The sequence below is a fragment of the Paraburkholderia sp. BR10936 genome (assembly GCF_040965735.1).
GTDB lineage: Bacteria > Pseudomonadota > Gammaproteobacteria > Burkholderiales > Burkholderiaceae > Paraburkholderia > Paraburkholderia nodosa_A.
Genome location: NZ_JBFRCM010000006.1, coordinates 271,303 through 294,083, shown reverse-complemented (window position 1 = coordinate 294,083; position 22,781 = coordinate 271,303). Strand labels below are relative to the sequence as shown.

The 22,781-nt window shown below is 62.1% G+C and carries 19 protein-coding genes; 6 read left to right on the top strand and 13 right to left on the bottom strand.

The features are described 5' to 3' along the window. Window positions 1-217: 217 nt before the first annotated feature. The 3 genes from AB4Y36_RS15830 to AB4Y36_RS15820 all read right to left on the bottom strand — a co-directional run bounded on the left by AB4Y36_RS15830 (window position 218) and on the right by AB4Y36_RS15820 (window position 2,604). Window positions 218-1,192 (bottom strand): LysR family transcriptional regulator, encoded by a 975-nt coding sequence (locus AB4Y36_RS15830; protein ID WP_368626498.1) that lies wholly within the window; start codon window positions 1,190-1,192, stop codon window positions 218-220. A gap of 201 nt (window positions 1,193-1,393) precedes the next feature. After that, complete coding sequence (locus AB4Y36_RS15825; RefSeq protein ID WP_368683495.1) at window positions 1,394-1,738, bottom strand: response regulator; 345 nt, start codon at window positions 1,736-1,738, stop codon at window positions 1,394-1,396. A gap of 206 nt (window positions 1,739-1,944) precedes the next feature. Beyond that, the gene (locus tag AB4Y36_RS15820; RefSeq protein ID WP_069265964.1) at window positions 1,945-2,604 is read right to left on the bottom strand and encodes a response regulator transcription factor; all 660 of its coding nucleotides are present in this window, start codon (window positions 2,602-2,604) and stop codon (window positions 1,945-1,947) included. Window positions 2,605-2,933: 329 nt separating this feature from the next. On the opposite strand from AB4Y36_RS15820, the gene AB4Y36_RS15815 reads away from it, so the two are divergent. After that, entirely contained in the window at window positions 2,934-3,896 is a 963-nt protein-coding gene (locus AB4Y36_RS15815) for a GlxA family transcriptional regulator (RefSeq protein ID WP_368602541.1), read from the top strand. A gap of 172 nt (window positions 3,897-4,068) precedes the next feature. Continuing rightward, window positions 4,069-4,776, top strand: a complete 708-nt coding sequence (locus tag AB4Y36_RS15810; RefSeq protein WP_342948920.1) for an SDR family oxidoreductase — start codon at window positions 4,069-4,071, stop codon at window positions 4,774-4,776. A 66-nt stretch (window positions 4,777-4,842) separates the two neighbouring features. Here AB4Y36_RS15810 and AB4Y36_RS15805 read toward each other — a convergent pair whose 3' ends face one another. The 9 genes from AB4Y36_RS15805 to AB4Y36_RS15765 form a co-directional block, all read right to left on the bottom strand. Beyond that, window positions 4,843-5,205 (bottom strand): nuclear transport factor 2 family protein, encoded by a 363-nt coding sequence (locus tag AB4Y36_RS15805; protein ID WP_368683494.1) that lies wholly within the window; start codon window positions 5,203-5,205, stop codon window positions 4,843-4,845. Between the two features lie 100 nt (window positions 5,206-5,305). Further along, window positions 5,306-5,947 (bottom strand): DsbA family protein, encoded by a 642-nt coding sequence (locus AB4Y36_RS15800; protein WP_368618685.1) that lies wholly within the window; start codon window positions 5,945-5,947, stop codon window positions 5,306-5,308. Window positions 5,948-6,130: 183 nt separating this feature from the next. Next, on the bottom strand, window positions 6,131-7,996 hold the full coding sequence (gene ilvB, locus AB4Y36_RS15795; RefSeq protein ID WP_368683493.1) for a biosynthetic-type acetolactate synthase large subunit: 1,866 nt from the start codon (window positions 7,994-7,996) through the stop codon (window positions 6,131-6,133). 296 nt (window positions 7,997-8,292) lie between these two features. Continuing rightward, window positions 8,293-8,493: a hypothetical protein gene (locus AB4Y36_RS15790; RefSeq protein WP_069265958.1), complete on the bottom strand. Its 201-nt coding sequence runs from the start codon at window positions 8,491-8,493 to the stop codon at window positions 8,293-8,295. 123 nt (window positions 8,494-8,616) lie between these two features. Further along, entirely contained in the window at window positions 8,617-10,410 is a 1,794-nt protein-coding gene (gene dxs / locus AB4Y36_RS15785) for a 1-deoxy-D-xylulose-5-phosphate synthase (RefSeq protein ID WP_368683492.1), read from the bottom strand. A gap of 27 nt (window positions 10,411-10,437) precedes the next feature. Further along, complete coding sequence (locus AB4Y36_RS15780; protein ID WP_368683491.1) at window positions 10,438-11,862, bottom strand: efflux transporter outer membrane subunit; 1,425 nt, start codon at window positions 11,860-11,862, stop codon at window positions 10,438-10,440. Further along, window positions 11,855-13,033: an efflux RND transporter periplasmic adaptor subunit gene (locus AB4Y36_RS15775; protein ID WP_368683490.1), complete on the bottom strand. Its 1,179-nt coding sequence runs from the start codon at window positions 13,031-13,033 to the stop codon at window positions 11,855-11,857. The genes AB4Y36_RS15780 and AB4Y36_RS15775 overlap by 8 nt, the downstream gene beginning before the upstream one ends. Beyond that, window positions 13,023-16,211, bottom strand: a complete 3,189-nt coding sequence (locus AB4Y36_RS15770) for an efflux RND transporter permease subunit (protein ID WP_368618687.1) — start codon at window positions 16,209-16,211, stop codon at window positions 13,023-13,025. The genes AB4Y36_RS15775 and AB4Y36_RS15770 overlap by 11 nt, the downstream gene beginning before the upstream one ends. Window positions 16,212-16,286: 75 nt before the next feature. Then, on the bottom strand, window positions 16,287-17,516 hold the full coding sequence (locus tag AB4Y36_RS15765) for an MFS transporter (protein WP_133179329.1): 1,230 nt from the start codon (window positions 17,514-17,516) through the stop codon (window positions 16,287-16,289). 142 nt (window positions 17,517-17,658) lie between these two features. On the opposite strand from AB4Y36_RS15765, the gene AB4Y36_RS15760 reads away from it, so the two are divergent. From AB4Y36_RS15760 to AB4Y36_RS15745, 4 genes are all read left to right on the top strand, one after another. After that, on the top strand, window positions 17,659-18,579 hold the full coding sequence (locus AB4Y36_RS15760; RefSeq protein WP_368683489.1) for a LysR family transcriptional regulator: 921 nt from the start codon (window positions 17,659-17,661) through the stop codon (window positions 18,577-18,579). Window positions 18,580-18,672: 93 nt separating this feature from the next. Further along, window positions 18,673-19,572, top strand: a complete 900-nt coding sequence (locus AB4Y36_RS15755; RefSeq protein WP_368683488.1) for a LysR family transcriptional regulator — start codon at window positions 18,673-18,675, stop codon at window positions 19,570-19,572. Between the two features lie 114 nt (window positions 19,573-19,686). Further along, window positions 19,687-20,721 carry an LLM class oxidoreductase gene (locus tag AB4Y36_RS15750; protein ID WP_368683487.1) on the top strand — a complete coding sequence of 345 codons (1,035 nt, stop codon included), beginning with the start codon at window positions 19,687-19,689 and terminating at the stop codon, window positions 20,719-20,721. Beyond that, the gene (locus tag AB4Y36_RS15745) at window positions 20,699-21,088 is read left to right on the top strand and encodes a nuclear transport factor 2 family protein (RefSeq protein ID WP_368618689.1); all 390 of its coding nucleotides are present in this window, start codon (window positions 20,699-20,701) and stop codon (window positions 21,086-21,088) included. The genes AB4Y36_RS15750 and AB4Y36_RS15745 overlap by 23 nt, the downstream gene beginning before the upstream one ends. A 105-nt stretch (window positions 21,089-21,193) precedes the next feature. Here AB4Y36_RS15745 and AB4Y36_RS15740 read toward each other — a convergent pair whose 3' ends face one another. Continuing rightward, complete coding sequence (locus AB4Y36_RS15740) at window positions 21,194-22,711, bottom strand: CoA-acylating methylmalonate-semialdehyde dehydrogenase (RefSeq protein ID WP_368618690.1); 1,518 nt, start codon at window positions 22,709-22,711, stop codon at window positions 21,194-21,196. Between the last annotated feature and the right edge of the window lie 70 nt (window positions 22,712-22,781).

Here is a 22,781-nt window from a genome sequence, read left to right as displayed (position 1 = left end):
AGTATCGAGAATCCGGCTCGCGCACAACACGCGGACGCTCACAGCAGACAAACACGGCTCAAATCCACCGTGCGGCGATAGACATTCCTGTTGAGCCAGGGAACGAAGGTGTATTCGTCATAAGCAGTACTGCCAACGAATATCCAGTTGTGCAATACGTAAGACATCGCTACCTCTTCGGCGTAGAACGAATTCGTTTGCCTCTCGCGGCAAGCCGTCACGACATCATCGCGTGAGCTTCACTTCGCTTCATCGTTTGCGGTATGCGTATGACGTCATCGGTACCCGCCTTCGCAGGCGCCCGAAAGAACTCGATGCAAAAGTCGACGAACATTCTGAGCCGTGCCGGGATCAGTTCACGGTGAGCATAAAAAAGGCATAGTTCAACGCGGCTATCGGATGCCGTGCATTCCGGCAGGACGTGCACGAGATGTCCCATATCGATATCTTCGCGAATCATGGTTTCAGGCAGCGTGGCAATGCCGGTGCCGTCGAGCGCTGCCGCGCGCAGCAGCACGTCGTTGCCTTCCATCGACGAATTGGGCGAAATACTCACTTTCCGGCCGCCCTCATGAAGTTCGATGAAGTCCGCACTCTTCTTTCTCGTTTCCGGATCGACGAGCAGAAAATGGTTGGGGAGCTCCGCAGTGGATTCCGGCACACCGTATTGCTCGAGATACGCGGGCGCGGCTACGAGAATGCGTGGCGAGCGCAATAGCGTGCGGCGAATCACGGTGGACTGCTCGACGAGCTGAGGCGGAAGAATGGCGATATCGAAACGGCCGTCGAACAGATTCGTGACGTGGTCCTCAACGGAAACCACCAGACTCACATGAGGAGCGATGGCGCGATAGCGCCGCATCAACCGCGAAAACGCGCCGTTCACCAGTGTGGGGTGCACGACGAGCCGCAACTTTCCGCCATTGACCTCGTGCTCCATCGCAATGCGCCGATTCGCTTCGTCCAGTTCTTCGAGCAGACGGCAGCAAATCAGGTAGTACGATTGCGCGGCGTCCGTCAAGGAAACGGACCGCGTAGTCCTGAGCAAGACTCGCGTCTGGACGCATTCTTCGAGCTTTGCGATCGCTTTCGACACGGACCCAGTCGTCACATTCAATGACTCGGCGGCCTTGCTGAAACTCTGATACCGCGCAGCGGCGACGAATGCACGCAACATGTAAAGCTGATCCATCTCGCACCTCACAAGTGTTTTGCCCTGCCCGACGATTCAAAGCGTAGGCGCGCAAGCCGCGCGACGGTATCGTCCGATGTGGTGTGATGTCCTATGCAGCCGCGTGCGCGTCTAATACATCCGGATGGCCTGCATGGGCGGCCGGCATAGCCGCCGTTTCGCCAGGCCCGGCAGCGCCCGAATTTCAGGCGTTCGGCCGCATCACTTTTTCAGCAATTCACTAATCCGTGCGAGAAGTCCTGCGTCATCCACGGGCTTCGAAAAGAAACCGGCGGCGCCGTTATTTTTTGCGCGCTCGCGCACGTCCTCGGTCACATACGCCGTCACGAAAATGACGGGGATGGGACGCTTCCATCGCTTGATCGACTCGAGCAGCGCAAAGCCGTCCATGCCCGGCATCTGGATATCGGCGACGACGAGTTTCAGTGTCGAGCGGCGCGCATCGTCCAGAAGATGGTGTGCAGATGCGTAGTCGATCACGTTCCAGCTTGCCGAACGCAGCGAACTGGACAGCGCCATCCGGACGGATTCATCGTCGTCCACCATGCCGATCGTCGCAGGCGGCCGCGCTGGTTTTATCTGGGGTCCGGTGGCCATCGAAATGAGGCAGAAAGGTAGAATCTTTCTGCAAAGTACAGGCGCGCCGAGGGGGCAGCAATCACACTATCGGATGATTCTTGTGACAGTGCGTATTAGCGGGGCGAGATCCGTGCGCCGACGCAGGCAGCCATGGCGCAGCGAATGCAAAATGCCTATCTGGCGCTCTGCGGAGCCGGCTGCACCTGCTGCAACTTCTTGATGAGTTCGGCCACGGAGCGCGCATTGAGTTTGTGCATGGCCTGGGCCCGATGGATCTTGACCGTGACCTCGCTCAGGCACAGCAGGTCCGCGATCTGCTTGTTCAACAGACCTTCCGAGACCAGACCGATGACTTCGCGCTCGCGCGCCGTGAGCGAATCGTATGCTTGACGAATACCCGCGACGAGCCTCGCCTGGCGCCGCAATTCGCCATCGCGTTTGAGCGCGGCGGCGATCGTGTCGAGCAGATCCTGGTCCTTGAATGGCTTCGTCATGAAATCGAAAGCGCCCGCTTTCATCGCCTTGACGGTCATGCCGATATCGCCATGTCCCGTCAGGAAGACGATGGGAAATCGAATGCTCTCCTTGAAGGCTTCCTGCTGAAGCGTGAGGCCGCTCTCGCCGCGTAACCGGATGTCGAGAATGAGGCAGCTCGGCACGTCCGGCATTTGCACGGCGAGAAATTCGTCAGCCGATTCGAACGCCCGCACCTCGATGCCCACTGACATGAGCAGACTGGTCAGCGCACCACGAATGGACTCGTCGTCGTCGATCACGTACACGAGCGAGTCCGGTAGTTGTTCACTTCGCGTCCCAACGCTATCGTGTTTCATCGCTCGATCTTCGAAAAGTTCGTGATGGCGAAAAAGTGCCGATGCTCGCCATATGGTAAGCAATAGCAAGACTTATCGCCACCGCTTGCACACCGTGGGCGATGACTTCCTTTGAAGCAGGCACCCACATAAATCATACTTTTCAGCCTCGCTCTTTTTCGCGTACCACGCCTGGGACCTACGCGGCTCATCCCTGCGTATGAGGGACCACATGCCGGCAAGATGCAGCTTCAGCCATTCGGAGAATGGTCAGCCTGGCGCTGCACGCCTAACCTTTTTCCAGTGGGCCATCGCGCTATCGGGATCACTGCTCAGGTTGGGTGTGCAAAATGAAAGTCGCTATTGTGGTGCTTGACGGTGTACAGGCCATGGATATCGCAGGCCTGCTCGACGTGTTCTGCGAAGCGAACCGTTTGCTCGGCGAGACGCGCCAGTATCAGGTGCCCCTCGTTGGCGAGCACGCAGGCGCGGTCGCCTGCTCGAACGCGATGCAGCTTTGCGTGCCGTGGGTCTATGGGGACTTTCGCGCGAACATCGACGTGCTGCTGGTGACAGGCTCCGCACACGCCACGCACGACGGGCCGAAACCGGATTTCCTGGACTGGCTGCGGCGCCGCGCACTCGAGTCGAAGCGATACGGCTGCGTCTGCAACGGCGCATGGCTGCTCGGGCGCGCCGGTCTGCTCGATGGCAGGGAGATTGCCACGCGCTGGACCGACGCGAGCCGTATGGCCGGCGAATTCCCGCGTGCCCGCATACGTCCTGACAAGAACCTGATTCGCGATGGACGCCTGATTTCGTCTGCCGGCACGACCGCCGGACTCGATCTGGGCCTCGCGCTCGTCGCGCAAGACTGGGGCCAGAAGCTCGCCGAACAGGTGGCAAGACGTCTTGGCGCCAATCTGCAAAGCGAGCCCTACCAACGTCATCCTTACGTTGCGCCTCCAGGCGATGAAAGTTCGATTATCGGAAAAGTACATCGCCATATCGACGACCATCTTTCCGATGTGCTTTCGATAGAGCAGCTCGCCGAGGCGGTCTACGTGAGCCGGCGCACGTTATCGAGAATCTTCGCGAAGTATCTCCACACGACCCCTTCCGCATTCGTGGACCAGGTTCGTGTGGGTGCCGCAAAGCGGCTATTGGAGGAATGCAACATGCCGATGAAAACCGTCGCGTTCGACTGTGGCTTTCATAACGCCGCGCACATGCGCATGGTGTTTCAACGGCGCCTCAAGCTCACTCCCCGGCAATACCGCCAACAGTCCCACACGACCGAGGCCGCCGCCTGAGTGATTGCCACGGGCGCAATCGCCATCCCGCCGCGATTTGTTCTCGCGGCGCAAGACTCTTTGTCCATGGTGTGTGTTCGCACTCGCAACGGATACGCCTACAGTGGTTTTCCATCGGATCCATCGATTCGAACGGCCACCCGGCCGACTTACCCATACTATGAGACACACAATGAGCACTTCCAAGGTCGTCATCGTCACCGGAGCATCGCAAGGCATCGGCGCCGAAACCGTCAAGGCCTTCCGCGCGCAGGGCCATCGCGTGGTCGCCACGGCCCGCTCCATCACGCCGGCCGCTGAGGCCGACTATGTCGCCGTGGCCGGCGACATCGGCGACGCCGCCACGGCTCGCCGCGTGGTGGACGCCGCCATCGAGCACTTCGGCCGTGTCGATACGCTCGTCAACAACGCGGGCATTTTCATTGCGAAGCCCTTCACGCAGTACACCGCCGACGACTACGCCGCAATCCTGAACGTCAACCTGAACGGCTTCTTCCACATCACGCAATATGCGATCGAAGCGATGCAGAAGCACGGCAGCGGCCACGTGGTGAACGTCACCACCACGCTTGCCGACAAGGCGAACAGCAAAGTCCCGTCCGTTCTTGCCTCGCTCACCAAGGGCGGCCTGAACGCTGCAACGCGCTCGCTCGCAATCGAATATGCGCGCGCGGGCATTCGTGCCAACGCGGTTTCGCCTGGGATCATCAAGTCGCCGATGCACGCTCCCGAAACGCACGCCGCGCTCGGCGCGATGCATCCGGTCGGTCACATGGGCGAAATGAGCGACATCGTCAATGCGATTCTCTATCTCGACTCGGCACCGTTCGTGACCGGCGAGATCCTGCACGTGGACGGCGGCCAGAGCGCAGGTCACTAAGCGGTTGAGCATTGTCCGCGCCCCCGGCCTCGATGGCTCGCCGGGGCGCGGGCGCGTGGCGGCCGCTTATTGCACGTTGGTCAGCGTCTTCGTGATGACGAGCCATCTGTCGCGCTGGCGCATGATCGAAAAATAATTGTAGTAATTGAAACCCAGCATGCGCACATGCAGTTTCGCCGTCGCGATGTTCTGCTGGACATCGAGCATCAGCAGTTCTGTTTCGACCGGTTCGCCCAATTCGGCCGGCGATTTCCTGATTGCCACACCCGCAAGATACTCGTCGATCGTCTTGTAGTAGGGCTGGCCATTCACCTCCCCCGCCACGATCGCGCGCGTGTCGAACACCTTTCTCAGCTGTTCCACATCGCCGCGCCAGGTGGCATCGAAATAGCGCTGCACGAGTTCGACGATTTCGTTGCTGTCGTTCATTGCATCACACTCCCTATTGATTCCCGACTCGGTCCGTCAATTCGAAGCGGGCTGCGCAATCGCTTGCGCAGCCCGCTTCGAACAACCCGGATCAAAACGATCAGGCAAGCGGCCCCTCGATCTCATTGAGCCTTTCTTCGAGTACGTTGACGCTCGCATAGCCCGAATGCACGGCGTAAGTCCGGCCTTGTTCTTCAAGCATCAAGGTCGGGAACGACGCGACGCCAAGCGCTCGCGCACGGGCGAAATCGCGCTGCGTTTCTTCCTTCGTTTCCGCTGCTTCCCACGCCTGGTAGAACGCGTCGGCACTTACCTGAACGCCTACAGCATCCAGCGCGGTCACGGCGATATCGCTCAGCACGCGACCGTCGGTCGTATCCAGCCCTTGCACGTAGAAGCCGTTCTGCAGCGCACGGAACACCGAAAGCAAGGCATCGCCACTGGCGAAGCGGCGCGCCGCCACAACAGCACGGCAAATCGGCTCGGTATCGTAGACGAACCCCTCGCGCGCCATGAACGCTTCGCGATTGAACGGCAAGCCGCTCAGCGCTTCCACACGTTGCCAGTGCTGCAACCGGAAACACTTGCCGGTCGCATCGAGCACATCGGTCGCGCCGGCGCGAATCCCGCCGACCACGATTTCCAGTTTCAAGTCCGGCACGCGCGCGACAAGCGCGGAAAGCTCCTTGCCAAAGCCATAGCACCACGAACACATCGGATCGCCAACATAGATCAATTTCATTGCTCGCTCAAGTGAAGAGACAACGCGGGGCCCGCAGGACCCCATGCCCCGCATCGCTCCCAGCCATCAGAGTGACTATAGGTTTCTGGCCTCACTCGATAAACGCCGTAGCCAGAACTTCTTTTGTTACATGGCGGAAAGACGAAAGGCTCTTCACAAGCAGAGTGGCGTTGCCATGCTGGCCTAGAACATGTCAGAAGCCGCTTGATGACCTGCACGCGCGCCCCCCGACTCCTCGCCATCCCTCGACGGGATGAACGGGCCGGTGATCATCTCCGAATAGCTCATGCCGGGCCCAACCATCGGAAACACATCGGCATCCTGATCGATCATGACTTCGAGGAAAGCCGGACCGTCGAACGCCACGAAAGCCCGGAGCGCTTCCTCGACTTCGCTCAGGACCTCGACGCGCTGCGCGAATTCGAACCCGTCGGCACGCGCGGCCATGACAAAGTCCTTTCGATGAAGCGACTTGTCGCTCACGCACAGGCGCCCGTCGTAGAAAAGACGCTGCCACTGCCGGATCATCCCGTCACCGACATTGTTGAACAGCAGCACTTTGACCGGCACGCCATACGTGGTCGCGGTCTCCAGATCGCCGATATTCATGCGCATGCTGCCGTCACCGTCGATGTCGATCACGAGGGCATCCGGGCGTCCCATCTGGGCGCCGATTGCAGCGGGCAGGCCAAAGCCCATTGTCCCCATGCTGCCCGACGTGAGAAAGCTGCGCGGCTCCACGAAATCGAAGAACTGCGCGGCCCACATCTGGTGCTGGCCCACGCCCGTGGTGACAATGGCCCGGCCGCCGGTAATCTCGCTCAGCTTTTCCACCACGAACTGCGGCTGAATGAGCGGGCTCGCGCGGTCATAGTTCATGCCGTAGCGCTGCTTCAGCTCCCTGATGTGGTCGAGCCAAGCCAAAGGCGCTTGCACGTGCGCTTCGTGTTGCATCAGAGAAAGCAACGCGTCTTTCGCGTCGCCCACGTGAGTCCAGTGCGCGCGCTTCACCTTGTTGATTTCGGCTTCGTCGATATCGATGTGCGCAACATGGCGCGCTCGCGGAGCAAATGCATTGGGGCGGCCACCGGCGACCCGATCATCGAATCGCGCGCCCACGGCAATCAGAAAGTCGCAGTCTTCCACCGCGTAGTTCGCGCAGGCCGCGCCGTGCATGCCCAGCATGCCGAGCCCCAACTCGTGCTTCACGGATATCGTGCCGAGCCCCATCAACGTGTTGACCACGGGAATGCGGTAGCGCTCGGCGAACTGGCGCAATTCCGCCGTGGTGCCGGCCGTGATGATGCCCCCGCCCACATACAGCAGCGGGCGCTTGCTTTGCGCCAGCAGATCGAAGAATTCGTCGCGCTTGCCCGCTTCGAGACGTGCTCCCTTCGCCACCTTGCGAAGGCGGTCGGAGTAGCCGCGAAACGCCAGCGTGCCATGCCCCTGCCAGGTGCCGGTCCAGTTCTGGATGTCTTTGGGCACATCCACTACCACTGGGCCGGGACGGCCGGTGCGCGCGACTTCGAACGCCGTGCGCAGCGTTTGTTCGAGCTTGTCCGGGTCGGTAACGAGAAACACCTGCTTGGCGCACGCCGACATGATGTTGAACACCGGCGCTTCCTGGAAAGCGTCGCTGCCGATAGCGGCACGCGGCACCTGCCCGCAGATGAGAACCACCGGGACCGAGTCGCCATTGCAATCGGCAATCGGTGTCACCGCATTGGTCGCGCCGGGACCGGACGTCACCATGAACACACCGACCTTTCCGCTCGCGCGCGCGTATCCCGCGGCCATGAAGCCGGCGGTCTGTTCGTTGGCGGGTACGACGAGGTTGATCTGACGCTCGGGCTTGTCGGCGTGCAGTTCGTTGAAACGGAACACGGCGTCGTAGGTCGGCAGGATCGCGCCGCCGCTATAGCCGAACACGGTATCGACACCCTGTTCGCTAAGTACGCGCAAGATGATGTCGGCGCCCGACATCGGTTCGCCGGGAAGTGGCGCTTTCTGGGAGCTTTCTGGAGCAATATTCGGGTTCTGGGACATACGAGGCTCGCACGGAAACGGGCGCTGATGCGGTCAGCGGCCAAACACAACGGATCATTTCCCTTCCGACTCAAGAACAGCGTATGTCCCCTACCAGCTCGTGGACGACAGCGTCAGCGGGTTCTCCGCATGAAGCACAGTCCACCCGGCACTCTTTTGACGTGCGCCTGGAAATACTGTGAGAAAGGGTTCCAAGAATTCTGACAACGATTGAAGCGGCGCGCGTCAGCAATACGGCTGTTTATGGGCCAGGATGCGTCGCATCCGGGCCACCGTGGCTGACGGCTGACTGTTTCCTACCACTCGGCAATGCCGACATCCATGTCCTCGTCGTAGAACGCAACCAGAAACTCTTCGGGCATCAACCACGAATCGACGCTCACGGTTTGCGCGCCAACATCGACATCGACCTTCGCGTCGGCGTCCACCGACTTCATCGCATGGACGATCGTCGAAAGATCGTCCGGGCGGATTTCAGTTTTCATCGCGAACTTCATTTTTCACCTCTCTGTCTGGATATCCAGTCTCGATAACTATAGGATCAACGCCCCATGCCACCAACCAGGCCAGCCTCAATTCACTCTTTACATCGCGTAACCCAAACCGGAGGCACAGGGCAGTCATTCAACCGGGTCGAGCAGGTCTACCGCTTCGGTGAACGCCAGGACGGCTTCCCGCACGCCTGCGACTCCCAGACCATTCAAACGGAGCAGTTCGGCACGGTCGCCGTGCGGGACAAAGGCGTCGGGAAGTCCGAGCCGCAGCATACGTACGGCCCACCCTTCCGCCGCGATCCGCTCGGCGCATGCGGCGCCCGCTCCGCCGAGCACGGTGCCTTCTTCGATCGTCACGATCACCTCGTGCTCGTTGGCAACCGTCAGCAACAAGTCTTCATCGAGCGGTTTGACGAAGCGCATATCGACCACGGTCGCATCGATCTCCCTTGCGACTTCCATCGCGACCGAGAGCAAGGGCCCGAACGCGAGAAACGCCACCCGCGCGCTGTCCCGCTTGCCGGAGACGCGGCAAACCACGCCTCTTCCGAGCGGCAGTGTTTCTTTCGTCTGCTCAATGACTTCAGATCCCGTTGTCTCCCGCGGGTATCGCACGGCGCACGGTCCAGGCCACGCAAGGCCGGTGTTCAGCATGCGATAGCATTCCTTTTCGTCGGACGGGGTCATCACCACCATATTCGGCACGCAACGCAGGGCCGCGATGTCGAACGCACCCAGATGCGTGGCGCCGTCGCCCCCGGCAATCCCCGCGCGGTCGAGCGCGAACAGAACCGGCAGATTCTGCAGGGCGACGTCGTGAATCAGCTGGTCATAGCCGCGCTGAAGAAACGTCGAGTAGATGGCGACGACGGGCCTCATTCCCTCAACGGCGAGGCCGGCCGCCAGCGTGACGGCGTGCTGTTCTGCGATACCCACGTCGATGTAGCGATCCGGATAACGACGCTCGAATCCGGTCAGGCAGGATCCTTCGCTCATCGCGGGCGTGATGCCGAAGATGCGCTCATCCGTTGCCGCCGCGTCGCACAACCATTGACCGAATACCTGGCTATAGGTCAGCTTGCCGCCCTTCTTGCGCACCAACCCGGTATCGGGTTTGAACGGGCTCGGCCCGTGGTACGCAACGGGCTCCAGTTCCGCAGGTCGATAACCTTTTCCTTTCTTCGTCACCACGTGGATGACGTGCGGCCGGTTGCGTGTCTTCGCGTCCCGCAGCGTGGCGAGTAGATTCGCCATATCGTGGCCATCGATGGGACCGAAGTAGTCCAGACCTAGCGTTTCGAATAGCGTGGATATGGGGACGTTCGCTTCGTCGCGCCAGCGCGTAACCAGCGCCTCGAGATGATCATTCAGTCCGCCGACCGCCGGTGAAATCGACATGCGGTTGTCATTCAGAACGATCGTCAGCGGCAGCGTTTCGCAGGACCCTGCGTGATTCAGCGCTTCATACGCCATCCCCGCGGACAATGAGCCATCGCCGATCACCGCAACGACGCGGGCGTCCCGACCGCGCAGGCCCAGGGCCATGCCGACCGCCGCCGAAATCGACGTGCCGGCGTGCCCGACACCGAACGCGTCGTAAGGCGACTCTTCGCGCGCGGGGAAACCGGCCATCCCGCCCACTTTCCGCACGCTTGCCATGGCCGCTTTTCGGCCCGTCAGGATCTTGTGCGGGTAGCATTGGTGCCCCACGTCCCACACCAGGCGATCTTGCGGCGTGTCGAATACATAGTGAAGGGCAACCGACAACTCCACCACACCGAGGTTCGATGCCAGGTGGCCGCCGGTATTCGACACACTTTCGATCACGAATTCCCGAACCTCGTCCACGAGGCGCTGAAGCTCACGCTCATCCAGTTCGCGCAGATTGCTCGGGAAATCGATCATGTCAAGCAGGTTCATGACGTTGCTGTCCTTGTTGTATGAAATTCAACCGGCCTTCAGGTCGTCCGTGGTCCAGCCGCCGCCGAGCGCGTGAATGAGGTCGACATTCGCATCCAGTTGCCGCGTGCGAAGCGCGATGACACTGCGTTGCGCTTCCAGCTCGGCCGATTGAGCCTCGACCACATCCAGGTAGCTCACCGCGCCGCGCTGATAGCGCGCGAGCGCCAGGTTGAGCGCGGTTTGGGCGGCATTGGCGGCGTCCTGCTGCTGATTCGTCGCGGTGCCCAGATCGTCGAGCAACGTGAGGTTGTCTTCCACCTGCCGGAACGACGCCAGCACTACGCTGCGATAGCGTGCCCCCGCCTCCGCCGTGGCCTCCTTCGCCGAATCCAGCTGCGCGTGGCGCTTGCCGCCGTCCAGCAGATACACCGCCAGCGACGGTCCGATCGCCCAATACGAACTGGAAAGACTGAGCAGATTGCCGAGCACCGAGCTTTGCACGCCGCCCTGCGCGCTGAGCGTGAGCGTCGGGAAATACGCCGCGCGCGCCACGCCAATTTTTGAATTGGCCGCCGCGATGCGCCGCTCGGCTGCGGCGACGTCAGGCCGCCTTTGCAACAACGTCGACGGCACCCCGACCGGAATCACGGGCAACGCGATCGAATCGGTACTCGGTGCGAGCTGGAACTCAGAAGGCGAAGCGCCGACCAGCACCGCCACCGCGTGTTCGAGCAATGCGCGCCTTGCCTTGATCTGGGTGAGTTCGGACTGGACCGATGACAACTGGTTGCTGGCGCGCGCCACGTCGAGACCTGACACGATGCCCGCGCCATGCCGGTTGCGGGTCAGGTCGAGCGCCTTCTGGTACGCCTCCTGGGTCCCCTCGATCAGCTGAATCTGCTGATCGAGACCCCGCATGTCGATATAGCTTCGGGCCAGCTCGATTTCCAGGCTCAACTGCGTCGAGGCGAGATCCGCTTTCGACGCCTGACCTTCGTCCTTGCTTGCGGCGACGGAATCGCGCACGCGTCCCCAAAGGTCCACTTCGTAGTCGACTTCGACACCCAGCGTGGCTGAGTTGTAATCGGTCGGCCCAGTCGGGCTGCGCAACGGCCGCGAGTCCGACTCGCGGTCGCGCTGGACATTGCCCACAGCGGAAACCTGCGGGTACATCTGCGACTTGACCTGCCTGATGTACGCCTGCGACTGCTCATAGTGAAACAGCGCCGCGCTCAGGTCGGGGTTATTCGCGATCAGCCGTTGCTCGAGGTCGTCGAGTTCCGGCTCCTTGTACAGCTTCCACCATCCCGCGCGATCGAGCTGGTCAGCGGGGCTGGCCACGGTCCATGGTCCCTGGGTCTGGTACTGCGCGGCCACGGGTGTTTCCGGAACCTCGTAGTGCGGCGCGAGCGAGCACGCGGCAAGCGCCACGGCACTCACCAGCGTGGCGAGTTTCAGATACCTAGTCATGCTTGCCACCTTTGGCCGTGGGCCCGATCACCTGAACATGGTCGCCTTCGACAAGACCATCGGGCGGCGCGTCGACCACGCGGTCGCTCTGCGCCAGCCCCGAGCCGATATCGACCGCGTTGCCGAGGTCCTGCACGATCGAAACGGGTTTGAAGTGAACGGTGTCGCTGCGATCGACAGTGGCCAGCCGCAGCCCCCGGTTGTCGAATATCAGCGCGCTCGCCGGCACCCGCAGTGCGTTGGCGCGCGCCGGCAGCGAAAAATGCAGATTCACGAAGTCGCCCGGCAACAGCAAATGACCGGGGTTATCGACCATCAGCTGGACGAGCGACGTGCCCGATGCGGCGTTCACCGAGTCGGCCTGACCCACCACCGTGGCGGTGAATGTCTTGCCCGGATACTCCGGTACGGTGAAGGTGCCAGTTCCACCGGGCTTGACCGCCGGCACGTATTCCTGCGGCACGCGTACGTACACGCGCAGCTTGTCCACGCTCGATACAGAGAAGAGTTGCGGCCCCGTACCGCCGCCCGCATTGATCAATGCGCCAACGTCGGTGTTGCGTGCAGTGATCACGCCGTCGAACGGGGCGACGATCCGCGCGAAGCTCTTGGTCGCGACCAGCCGGTCCAGATTGGCCTGCGCTGCCGCCACGCGGGCCTGCTTCGCCACGTAGTCCTGCGTGCGGTCATCGACCTCCTGGCGCGATACTGAATCGGAGTCCAGAAGACTTTGCCAGCGTGCCGCGGTCGTTTTCGCGAGCGCGGCATCGGCTTGCGCGCTCGCGAGGTCGGCCTTCGCCTGGATCAACTGCTGATCGAGTTCGGGCGTTTCGATCTCGGCGAGCGTCTGGCCTGCCTTCACCGGTGTGCCGATGTCGACGCTCCACGATTTCAGGTATCCGCTCACGCGTGCATAGATGGGCGCGCTTTCGAAAGCCTCCAGTCTGCCGGGCAGATCCAGCGCGCCGCCCGGCGCCTCTGGCGCGGGCACGACGACATTCACGGACGGCACGGCTTGCGCCTCGGTCCAGTCTTTGAGCTGGTGCTCATGCTTCATGCGAAGCGAGACGCCACCAGCCACGATGAGGACGGCGAGCGCACCGCCAACGATGCCTGTTAAAGAAAGCTGACGCTGCGCGAGTGCGGCGCGCGTTGTGGGTTCAGAGGACATGGATCGAATCTCCGGTAATCTGCGCGGCCGTCGATGTGCGACCCCGACGCGAGTGGATCATGCAAAAAATAGCGGGCACGAGAAAAAGCGTTGCGGCAGTGGCGAACAGCAGTCCGCCAATCACCGCTCGGCCCAGCGGCGCGTTTTGCTCTCCGCCCTCGCCAAGACTCAATGCCATCGGCGCCATGCCGATGATCATCGAGAGTGCCGTCATGAGGACCGGCCGAAACCGGGTCGTACCGGCTTCCAATGCAGCCTTGAACGCGTCGCCGTGCTCGGTCAGACGTTCGCGGCAGAAACTCACCACCAGAATCGAATTGGCCGTAGCCACGCCCATGCACATGATTGCGCCGGTCAGTGCGGGCACCGAGAGCGTGGTATCCGTCGCAAACAACATCCAGACGATGCCGGCCAACGCACCAGGCAATGCCGCCACGATCACGAGCGGATCGGACCACGACTGGAAATTGACGACGATGAGCAAGTAAATCAGCACAACCGCGCCCAGAATCCCGAACGACAACCCGCCGAAGGCGTTGTTCATCGTCTGAGCCTGGCCAAGCAGAACGACCTTCGCCCCCTTGGGCGCTTCCTTGGCATTGGCCGAGACGATGTGGCGAATGTCGGCGGCGACGGCGCCGAGATCGCGGCCCTGGGTCGTGGCGAACACCTCGACCATCGGCTGCACGTTGTAGTTGCTCACCACTTCGTTGCTGGCCGTGCGGTGAATGCTCGCGACCCCGCCGAGAATTTGCCCATCGTTGGCCTCGGCCCCGCCGCTCACCGGCAGATTCACGAGCGACGAGAGCGAATCCACGCTGTACTGCGGCGTCTGCAGCACGATCGAATACTCCACGCCATTGGCCGCGTTGAGCCAGTAGGTCGGGGCGATCTGGCTCGAACCCGCCATGTGCACCACGAGGCTGTTGGTCACATCGCGTTCGGTGAGGCCCTGAAGCGATGCGCGGTCCCGATCGACGTCGATATTGAACTGCGGATTGGCCTGCGACTGCTCGATGCGCGCATCGACGACGCCGGGCACGTGGCGGATCTGACGCAGTAACGAGTTCGCGTAGGCGAAGTCGGCCGGCAGATTGTTGCCGCGAATCTGCAGGTCGATCGGTGCGGGCGAACCGAAGTTCAGGATCTGGCTCACGATGTCCGCGGGCGGGAACGAGAACGTCACGCCGGGGAACGCGCGCGGCAGCGATTCGCGCAGCTTGCGCACATAAGCGGCCGTCGGCCCATGGCCTTCTTTCAGCGAGATCTGGATGTCGCCGTCCTGCGGGCCGATCGTGCCCGTGTTGTTGTAGGCCGTATTGATGGAGCTGGTGGAAAGTCCAATGTTGTCCACCACGGTGCCGAGTTCGGACGGCGGAATCGTCGCGCGCACCTGCGCTTGCACCTCGGCGAAGATCTCGGCGGTTCGCTCCACACGCGTACCCACGGGCGCACGCACGTGCAGCAGGATCTGGCCCGCATCGACGTCAGGGAAAAAGTTGCGCCCGAGCAGCGGCATCAACGCGAACGACACCACAACGAATGCAAAGAAGCCAATCACGAACGTGCGGCGACGTTCCAGCACCCGTTCGAGCATCGCGGCATAGTTCGCACGCACGCGTTCGAAGCGCTGCTCGAAGCCACGATGAAAGCGCGCCCACACGCCGGCAGACTCGTGATGTCCTTGCTCATTCGCATGGGACTTCAGCAGGTACTTCGCCATCGTCGGCACGAGCGTGCGCGAGAGAATGAACGAGGAAATCATCGCGAAGATCACCGACTCGGCCATCGGCACGAACAGGAACCTCGCCACGCCATTCAGGAAGAACATCGGCACGAACACGATGCAGATGCAAAGCAGCGAGACGAACGCGGGTGTCACGATTTGTGCCGCGCCGTCGAGAATCGCGCTTTCGACGTCCTTGCCTTGCTCCAGGTGCCAGTTGATGTTCTCGATGGTCACGGTGGCGTCGTCCACGAGAATCCCCACCGCTAACGCGAGCCCGCCGAGCGTCATGATATTGAGCGTTTCGCCGAGCACCGAGAGCACTGAAATCGACCCGAGAATCGCGAGCGGAATCGAGGTCGCGATAATGATCGTCGAGCGCCAGCTACCCAGGAACAGCAGGATCATCACGCTCGTGAGCAAGGCGGCAATCAAGCCCTCGCGCGCCACGCCCTTGATTGCAGACCGCACGAAGATCGACTGGTCGCCAATTGCGTCGATCTGGAGCGCGTCCGGCAAGGAGGCCTTCGCGTCGGCAACCTTCTGACGAATGCCGCCGATGATCGACAATGTGGATGCCGAACCGTTCTTGAACACGGTGAGCAGCACCGAACGCTTGCCTTCCACGTGAACGATATTGGGCTGCGGCGGGCTGCCGTCGGTCACGTCAGCCACATCGTGCATGTGCACCACGGTGCCATTGGCGGACTTGATCGGCAGGTTCGCAATGGCCGCGATCGTCTCCGGCGCGTCGTTCAGCTGCAGCGTGTACTCGTAGTTGCCGATCTTTTCGGTGCCGACCGGCGTCACGAGGTTCTGCGCCGTCAACGCATTGAGCACGTCCTCGGCCGACAAGGAGCGCGCTTCGAGTTCGGACGGCTTGATGTTGATCTGAACCTGGCGGTCCTTGCCGCCGAACGGAAACGGGATCGCAGCGCCGTTCACGGTCGCGAGAATCGGCCGCAACTGGTTCTTGCCGAGGTCCGCCAGATTCTGTTCCGAGAGGCCCTTGCCCGAAAGCGCGAGCTGGATGATCGGAACCGTCGAAGCGTTGTAATTGATAATGAACGGCGGCGTCGCCGAGGGCGGCAGCTGCTTCAAAATCTCCTGCGAAATGGCGGTCACCTGCGCATTCGCGGTACCAATGTTGGTGCCAGGCTGAAAGAAGATCTTGACAATGCCGTAGCCGGTAAGCGACGTGCCTTCGATGTGCTGAACGCCGTTCACGGTGGTCGTCAACACCCGCTCATACGGAGCCATCACGCGACCTTCCATCTGGTCGGGCGAAAGCCCCGTGTACTGCCATACCACGCTAATCACAGGGATATTGATCGGAGGAAAAATATCCGTAGGGGTACGAAACGCCGACAAAACGCCGACGATCAGGATAAACACGGCCAGAACGACAAATGTATAAGGCCGTTTCAGCGCGACGCGCACGATGCCAATCATGATAATTCCAGTATTGAAGCTGGCATCGCCCCTAACCGCGGCGGATTCCAGCAAGCAGATTCTCGATGCCTTGAATCAATCTGCGTTTGATGGGATCCGGCCCGCGGACTCGCGAGGCGCACCGATCCAGTGGATAGCGGAAGCCACAATTCCGAGCACAACGCCGAAGGCGACGATGCCCGACCAGCCAAAGCGGCTCATGAGCCAGCCGCTGACCGTCGCACCGACTGCGCCGCCGAAAAACGTGGCCGTCATATAGAGGCTGTTGATTCGGCCTTGTGCTTTCGGATCGACTGAGAAAGCGCGAGTCTGGTTAGAAACGAGACCGGACTGCACGCCGATATCGAGCACGATCACGCCCACGATCAGCAGCGTGAGCGACGTGGCCGCGCCGGAAAGAAGCACGTAGGCGAGCGTCGCGATGACGATGCTCGCGCCGATGACCTTGCGAAAGCCCACGCGGTCGGTGGCATTGCCACCCAGCGATGCGGCGAACGCGCCGGCTGCGCCGATGATGCCGAAGCCGCCCGCCCACGCGCTGCCGAGGTGCCACGGCCCGCTCTTGAGCAGCGCCGCGAGATTGACCCAGAAGGCGTTGAAGCAGGCCCACAGCAGCGCCTGGATAATCATCGATTCGCGAATCGGGCGATTGTCGCGAACGAGCGGCCACAGCGAAGCAAGCAGACGTCCATACGAAAGATTCGTGGAGGGCACGCCCTTCGGCAGCAACGCAGCGGCGGCGATAAAGACCGGCACCATGAACGCGGCTTCCACGCCGTACACCGCGCGCCAGCCCCACGCCGCGCCAATTGCGCCCGCGATCGTGCGGCCGACGAGGATGCCGACCATGATGCCGCTCACGACGGTGCCGACGTTACGCCCCCGCTCGCTCGGCAACGACATGACGGCGGCGAAGGGCACGAGCTGCTGTGGCACGCAACTCACGATGCCAAGCGCAAACGAAGCCGCGATCAGTGCCCAGATACCGGGCGCCACCGCCGCTGTCGCCGCGAAAACGAGTGCGAGCGCGATTTGAGTGAGCACGAGCTTGCGCCGGTCGAAGCGGTCGCCAAGCGGCAGCAGCAACGCGAGACCGGTCGAGAAGCCGAGCAGCGCCGCCGCTGCGACGAGATCCACCGTTGTGATGTTGACCTGCAGACCCGCTGCGATCAGCGGCAGGATCGGCTGCGTGCAGTAGATGTTTGTGATCACTGCTCCTGCGACGACCGCCATCATGACGATCTTGCCGCGCGATGCGACGGCGGGCGTTGCTGCACTTTCTGGGGTGCTGGATAAGCCGCTCACGACAACCTCCTTATTCGTTGAATTTCTCCGGTCTTTGCAGCGGATTGCCGCGATCCAGATTGAGGTCGAACGTTACGCGCTTGCATTTACGAAGAGAATCCCTCACGATCAAGATTCATCCTTCCACTATTTGATAGGGTCCATGAATCGCCTCGAAGCCATGGCCATCCTCGTTTCGGTCGCCGATGCGGGCAGTCTCTCGGCTGCCGCGCGGCATCTCGACATGCCGCTCGCCACGGTCAGCCGCAAGGTTGGGGAACTGGAAGCACACCTGAAGACGCGTCTCTTTCACCGCACGACGCGAAAGCTTTCATTGACGGAAGCCGGGGCCGCATACGTGGCCGCGTGCCGGCGCATTCTCGAAGACATCGGCGAAGCCGAGCGCGCAGCCACCGGCGAATACGCCGCGCCCAAAGGCGAACTCGTGGTCACCGCGCCCGTTGCGTTTGGCCGCTTGCACGTGGTGCCGGTGGTGGCGGAATTCCTCGCGCAGTATCCGGAGATCGACATCAATCTCCTGCTGACCGATCGTGTCGTTCATCTGATGGATGAACACGCGGACGTCGCGGTCCGCATTGGCGAGTTGCCCGATAGCACGTTGATCGCAACGCGCGTGGGCACGGTGCGCCGCGTCATTTGCGCCAGCCCCGCCTATCTCGCGAAGCACGGCCTGCCAGCCGAACCCGCGGACCTGGCAGGCCATCAATGCATTACCTTCGAGGCGCTCGCGTCGCTGCGGGCGTGGTCTTTCGGCTCCGGCAAGTCAGAGCAGTCCGTGCCCGTTCATTCGCGGCTTGCCGTGAATACGGCGGACGCCGCCATCGAAGCCGCGATCCTCGGCGTGGGTTTGATACGCGTGCTGTCCTACCAGGTTGCACGCGCCGTTCGGGCCAACGAGCTTCGCGTCGTGCTCGACACATTTGAAGCCGCGCCGCTGCCCGTCAATCTCGTGCATGCGGGGCAAGCACCCCTGCCGCTGAAGCTGCGCGCGTTCCTCGACTTCGCATCGCCGCGCCTGCGCGAGCGCACTGCGGGCGAACTCGTCAACGCCGAGAGCGCATGACGGCCTGAGCCGCGCGCGCAAAGGCGCTGCGCGCTCGCGCCGGAAGAGAATCCGCTAACATCGGGAATCTCCCTTCCAGTGATCGAGAAGACCATGGACCGTCTCGAAGGGATGTCCATCCTGGTCGCAGTCGTCGATGCAGGCAGTTTGTCAGCCGCGGCCCGGCAACTCGGCCAGCCGCTGGCGACAGTCAGCCGCAAGGTCGGCGATCTCGAAGCGCACCTGAAGACCCGCCTGCTCCATCGCACCACACGGCACCTCTCGCTCACCGAGGCCGGCGAGGCTTATGTCGCGTCGTGCCGGCGCATTCTCGAGGACATCGGCGAAATCGAACGCGCCGTGACCGGCGAATACGCGGCGCCGAAGGGCTCGCTCGTGGCCACGGCGCCCGTGGTCTTCGGGCGGCTGCATGTGGTCCCTGTGATGGCGGCCTTTCTCGCGCACTATCCGGAGATCGACGCCCGCCTCGTGCTGACCGATCGCAACGTCAATTTTCTCGAAGACCACGTGGACGTTGCGGTACGCATCGGCCAGCTGCCGGACAGCAGTCTCGTGGCGATACGCCTCGGCGAAACGCGCCCTGTGGTGTGCGCGAGCCCCGCGTATCTCGCCGAGCGCGGCACGCCGCAAAACCCGGCTGATCTCGCCGATCATGCGTGCATCGGTTTCGAGGGAATCAATGCGTCGCGCACGTGGACGTTTGCCGGCGAAAAGTCGGAGCAGAACGTGCCGATCCACGCGCGGCTCGTGACAAACACGGCGGAATCGGCCATCGATGCCGCGACGCTCGGGACCGGTTTGACGCGGGTTCTCTCTTATCAGGTCGCGAACGCCGTGCAGGAAGGCCGCTTGCAGCTCGTTCTGGAAACCTTCGGGCTGGCGCCCATGCCGATCCATCTCGTCCATGCCGGCCAAACGCCGCTGCCGCTCAAGCTGCGCGCGTTTCTCGACTTCATGTCGCCGCGCCTCAAGGCGCGCATGTCCGCTGTTTGAATTCCCCGCGTTATTGAGCGCGAGTATCAACTGTTGTTCATCGCCGGTGGTTTTTATCAGCGCCGTTCGTGCGTAACCTTGGTTCGCAAATGGGAAAGCGCAAGGCGAAACGCAATGGATATGTCAGCAATCACCGCAATGAAGGCTTCCGCGCCCGCCGAGCATGCGCTTTCAGCGCAGCCCGCGTGGCGCCGCGTGTTTCGCGAGGACGCGCTCACGGTCGGACTGATCCTGCCGCTCGAAACGCATCCGGACTCGCCGGTTCCGACCATGCGCGATCACATCGCCATGGCTCAGCGCGCCGAAGCAATGGGCGTGGCCGCGCTGTGGATGCGCGACATTCCGTTCTACGATCCTGCGTATGGCGATGCGGGCCAGATCTTCGAGCCGCTGGTGTATATCGCCAGCCTCGCGGCAGTGACGAAGGAAATCGCGCTCGGCACGACAGGCATCGTCTTGCCGATGCGCGAACCGCTTTTGCTGGCCAAGCAGGTGAATTCACTCGACCAGTTGACGAATGGAAGGCTTCTGTTAGGGATGTCCTCGGGAGACAGACCTTCCGAGTATCCCGTTTTCGGCATCGACTTCGATACGCGTGGCGAGCGGTTTCGCGACGCGTTCGAGACCTATCGAACAGTGAGCGAGCAGCCCTTTCCCGTGTTTTCCTCGCCACGCTTCGGTAAATCGGGCGGCACGCTCGACATGTTGCCCAAGCCGCCTTACGGACGCACCCCGGCCATTGCCGTCGGCCGGGCACAGCAGAGCCTCGAATGGATCGCGGCACATATGGACGGCTACCTCGGCTTCGTGCCCGGCCCCGCCGCGCTCGACGCATTCGTGCGCAACTGGAAAGACCAGGTCGCCCGGTCGATGGGCCGCGAAGCCTTCAAACCGGTTGCCTTTGGCGGGTACCTCTATCTGCATCCGCGGCCCGATTACCCGTTCCGCGCCATCAAGGGCGGCTTCGCTATCGGCAGCCGTTCGCTCAGACATTTTCTCGAAGCGGCACGCGAAGCGGGCGTGAGCCACGTCGCGCTGAATCCGAAAGTCACGCCGCGCCCTTACGCCGACGTACTCGACGAGTTGCACAGCGAAGTGTTGCCGTACTTTGTCCCGGAGGTGTTTCATGCAACACACGAACATAAGTGAAGCGCTCAATGCGCACTGGCAGGCGTCGGCGGCCGGCGATCTCGAAGCCGAACACGACATCTACGCCGACGACGCCATCTGCGACTACCCTCAATCCGGCGAACGCATTCTCGGGCGCAGGAATTTGCAGGCCCTGCGCGGCCATCATCCCGGCAAGCCGTCCGGTTTCGAAGTCAGACGAATGCAGGGCGAAGGCAATCTGTGGGTGACCGAATACATCATCGCTTACCAGGGGCGATCCGCTTTCACCGTGAGCATCATGGAATTCCATGACGGCAAGGTCGTTCACGAGACCCAATATTTTTCGGATCCCTTTGAAGCGCCCGCCTGGCGCAGCCAATGGGTTCAGAAGATCACGGCCAGCTAACGTTCGCTTCGAAAAATCGATTACGCAAATTGCAAAGCGAGATAGCCGGCCATGACCGCGCCGGCCATCTTCAAGCGCGCGCGGCGTTTTCACGCCGCGCCCGACTTACTTCGAAGCGGGCATGGCGAACTCCGCGCCCTTGTCGATGCTGCCGGGCCAGCGCTGCGTCACGCTCTTGTAGCGCGTGTAGAAGCGCACGGCTTCCTCGCCGTAGGCGTGATGATCGCCGAACAGCGAGCGCTTCCAGCCCCCGAACGAATGCCACGCCGACGGCACCGGACTCGGCACGTTGATGCCCACCATGCCGATCTGAATCTGCCGCGTAAACGTGCGTGCCGCGGAGCCATCGGCCGTGAACAGCGTGACGCAATTGCCGAGTTCGTGTGCGTTGACAAGCTCGATAGCACTGGCCAGATCCGGCACGCGAACCACCGAAAGCACCGGCCCGAAAATCTCTTCGCGATAGATCTTCATATCCGGCTTCACGTCGTCGAAAAGCGAGCCGCCCAGGAAGAAGCCCTCTTCGTGTCCCGCCACGGTATGGCCGCGCCCGTCCACGACGAGCTTCGCGCCAGCCTCGACGCCTGCATCGATGTAACCCAGCACCTTGGTGCGATGCGCGGCGCTGATGAGCGGCCCCATGTCCAGATCGGGCTCCATGCCCGCGCCGATGCGCAGCGCGCGCACGCGCGGCGCGAGACGCTCGATCAGTTCGTCGCCGATGCTGCCTATCGCCACCGCGACCGAGGTCGCCATGCAGCGCTCGCCCGCCGAGCCGTATGCGGAGTTGATCAGCGCATCGACGGCCTGATCGAGATTCGCGTCTGGCATGACGACGAGATGATTCTTTGCACTGCCCAGCGCCTGCACGCGCTTGCCGCGTTTGGCGCCCTCTGCGTAGATATATTCGGCCACCGGCGTGGAGGCGACGACGGACATCGCGGCCACATCGGGATGCTGGATCAGCGCGTCGACGGTGCCCTTGTCGCCGTTCACCACGTTGAACACGCCTTTGGGGAAGCCCGCCTCGATGAAGAGTTCCGCCAGCCGGATCGACGACGACGGCGTGCGCTCCGAGGGCTTGAGGATGAACGTGTTGCCGGTCGCGGCGGCCATGACGAACATCCAGCACGGCACCACCACCGGGAAATTGAACGGGGTGACGCCCGCAATCACGCCTACGGGCTGACGCAAATTCCAGCTGTCGACGCCGCTGCTGCTTTGATCGGTGAAACCGGTCTTGAGCAGGTTCGGAATGCCGCACGCGAATTCGACGATTTCGATGCCGCGCATGACTTCGCCCCTCGCGTCCGAAAACAGCTTGCCGTGGTCGCGCGTAATGAGTTCGGCGATTTCGTCGAGATGCGCCTCTAGCAGTTCCTTGAACTTGAACATCAGGCGCGCACGCTTGAGCGGCGGGGTTTCGCTCCACGCCGCAAACGCGCTTTTGGCGGCCGCGACGGCGGCGGCAACCTCACTGGTATTCGCAACCGGCACGCGCGCCGAAATGCGGCCCTGCGCGGGATCGTAGACGTCGTTGAATCGCCCGCTCACGCCAGCGGTGTATTGACCGTCGATGAAATGTTTCAGTTGGCGCACCGCGCCCTGGTTTGCTTCGCTCATACGACCTTCCTTTAGGGAATCTGGGCACTGCGCGCGGACCGAAGAGAGTCCGCATCGCAGCGCGCGTCAA

Bases quoted from the DNA above. Each gene is read 5' to 3' on its own strand.
- AB4Y36_RS15830 (WP_368626498.1), bottom strand. From the start codon at position 1,192: ATGGATCAGCTTTACATGTTGCGTGCATTCGTCGCCGCTGCGCGGTAT.
- AB4Y36_RS15825 (WP_368683495.1), bottom strand. From the start codon at position 1,738: ATGGTGGACGACGATGAATCCGTCCGGATGGCGCTGTCCAGTTCGCTG.
- AB4Y36_RS15820 (WP_069265964.1), bottom strand. From the start codon at position 2,604: ATGAAACACGATAGCGTTGGGACGCGAAGTGAACAACTACCGGACTCG.
- AB4Y36_RS15815 (WP_368602541.1), top strand. From the start codon at position 2,934: ATGAAAGTCGCTATTGTGGTGCTTGACGGTGTACAGGCCATGGATATC.
- AB4Y36_RS15810 (WP_342948920.1), top strand. From the start codon at position 4,069: ATGAGCACTTCCAAGGTCGTCATCGTCACCGGAGCATCGCAAGGCATC.
- AB4Y36_RS15805 (WP_368683494.1), bottom strand. From the start codon at position 5,205: ATGAACGACAGCAACGAAATCGTCGAACTCGTGCAGCGCTATTTCGAT.
- AB4Y36_RS15800 (WP_368618685.1), bottom strand. From the start codon at position 5,947: ATGAAATTGATCTATGTTGGCGATCCGATGTGTTCGTGGTGCTATGGC.
- ilvB (WP_368683493.1), bottom strand. From the start codon at position 7,996: ATGTCCCAGAACCCGAATATTGCTCCAGAAAGCTCCCAGAAAGCGCCA.
- AB4Y36_RS15790 (WP_069265958.1), bottom strand. From the start codon at position 8,493: ATGAAGTTCGCGATGAAAACTGAAATCCGCCCGGACGATCTTTCGACG.
- dxs (WP_368683492.1), bottom strand. From the start codon at position 10,410: ATGAACCTGCTTGACATGATCGATTTCCCGAGCAATCTGCGCGAACTG.
- AB4Y36_RS15780 (WP_368683491.1), bottom strand. From the start codon at position 11,862: ATGACTAGGTATCTGAAACTCGCCACGCTGGTGAGTGCCGTGGCGCTT.
- AB4Y36_RS15775 (WP_368683490.1), bottom strand. From the start codon at position 13,033: ATGTCCTCTGAACCCACAACGCGCGCCGCACTCGCGCAGCGTCAGCTT.
- AB4Y36_RS15770 (WP_368618687.1), bottom strand. From the start codon at position 16,211: ATGATTGGCATCGTGCGCGTCGCGCTGAAACGGCCTTATACATTTGTC.
- AB4Y36_RS15760 (WP_368683489.1), top strand. From the start codon at position 17,659: ATGAATCGCCTCGAAGCCATGGCCATCCTCGTTTCGGTCGCCGATGCG.
- AB4Y36_RS15755 (WP_368683488.1), top strand. From the start codon at position 18,673: ATGGACCGTCTCGAAGGGATGTCCATCCTGGTCGCAGTCGTCGATGCA.
- AB4Y36_RS15750 (WP_368683487.1), top strand. From the start codon at position 19,687: ATGGATATGTCAGCAATCACCGCAATGAAGGCTTCCGCGCCCGCCGAG.
- AB4Y36_RS15745 (WP_368618689.1), top strand. From the start codon at position 20,699: ATGCAACACACGAACATAAGTGAAGCGCTCAATGCGCACTGGCAGGCG.
- AB4Y36_RS15740 (WP_368618690.1), bottom strand. From the start codon at position 22,711: ATGAGCGAAGCAAACCAGGGCGCGGTGCGCCAACTGAAACATTTCATC.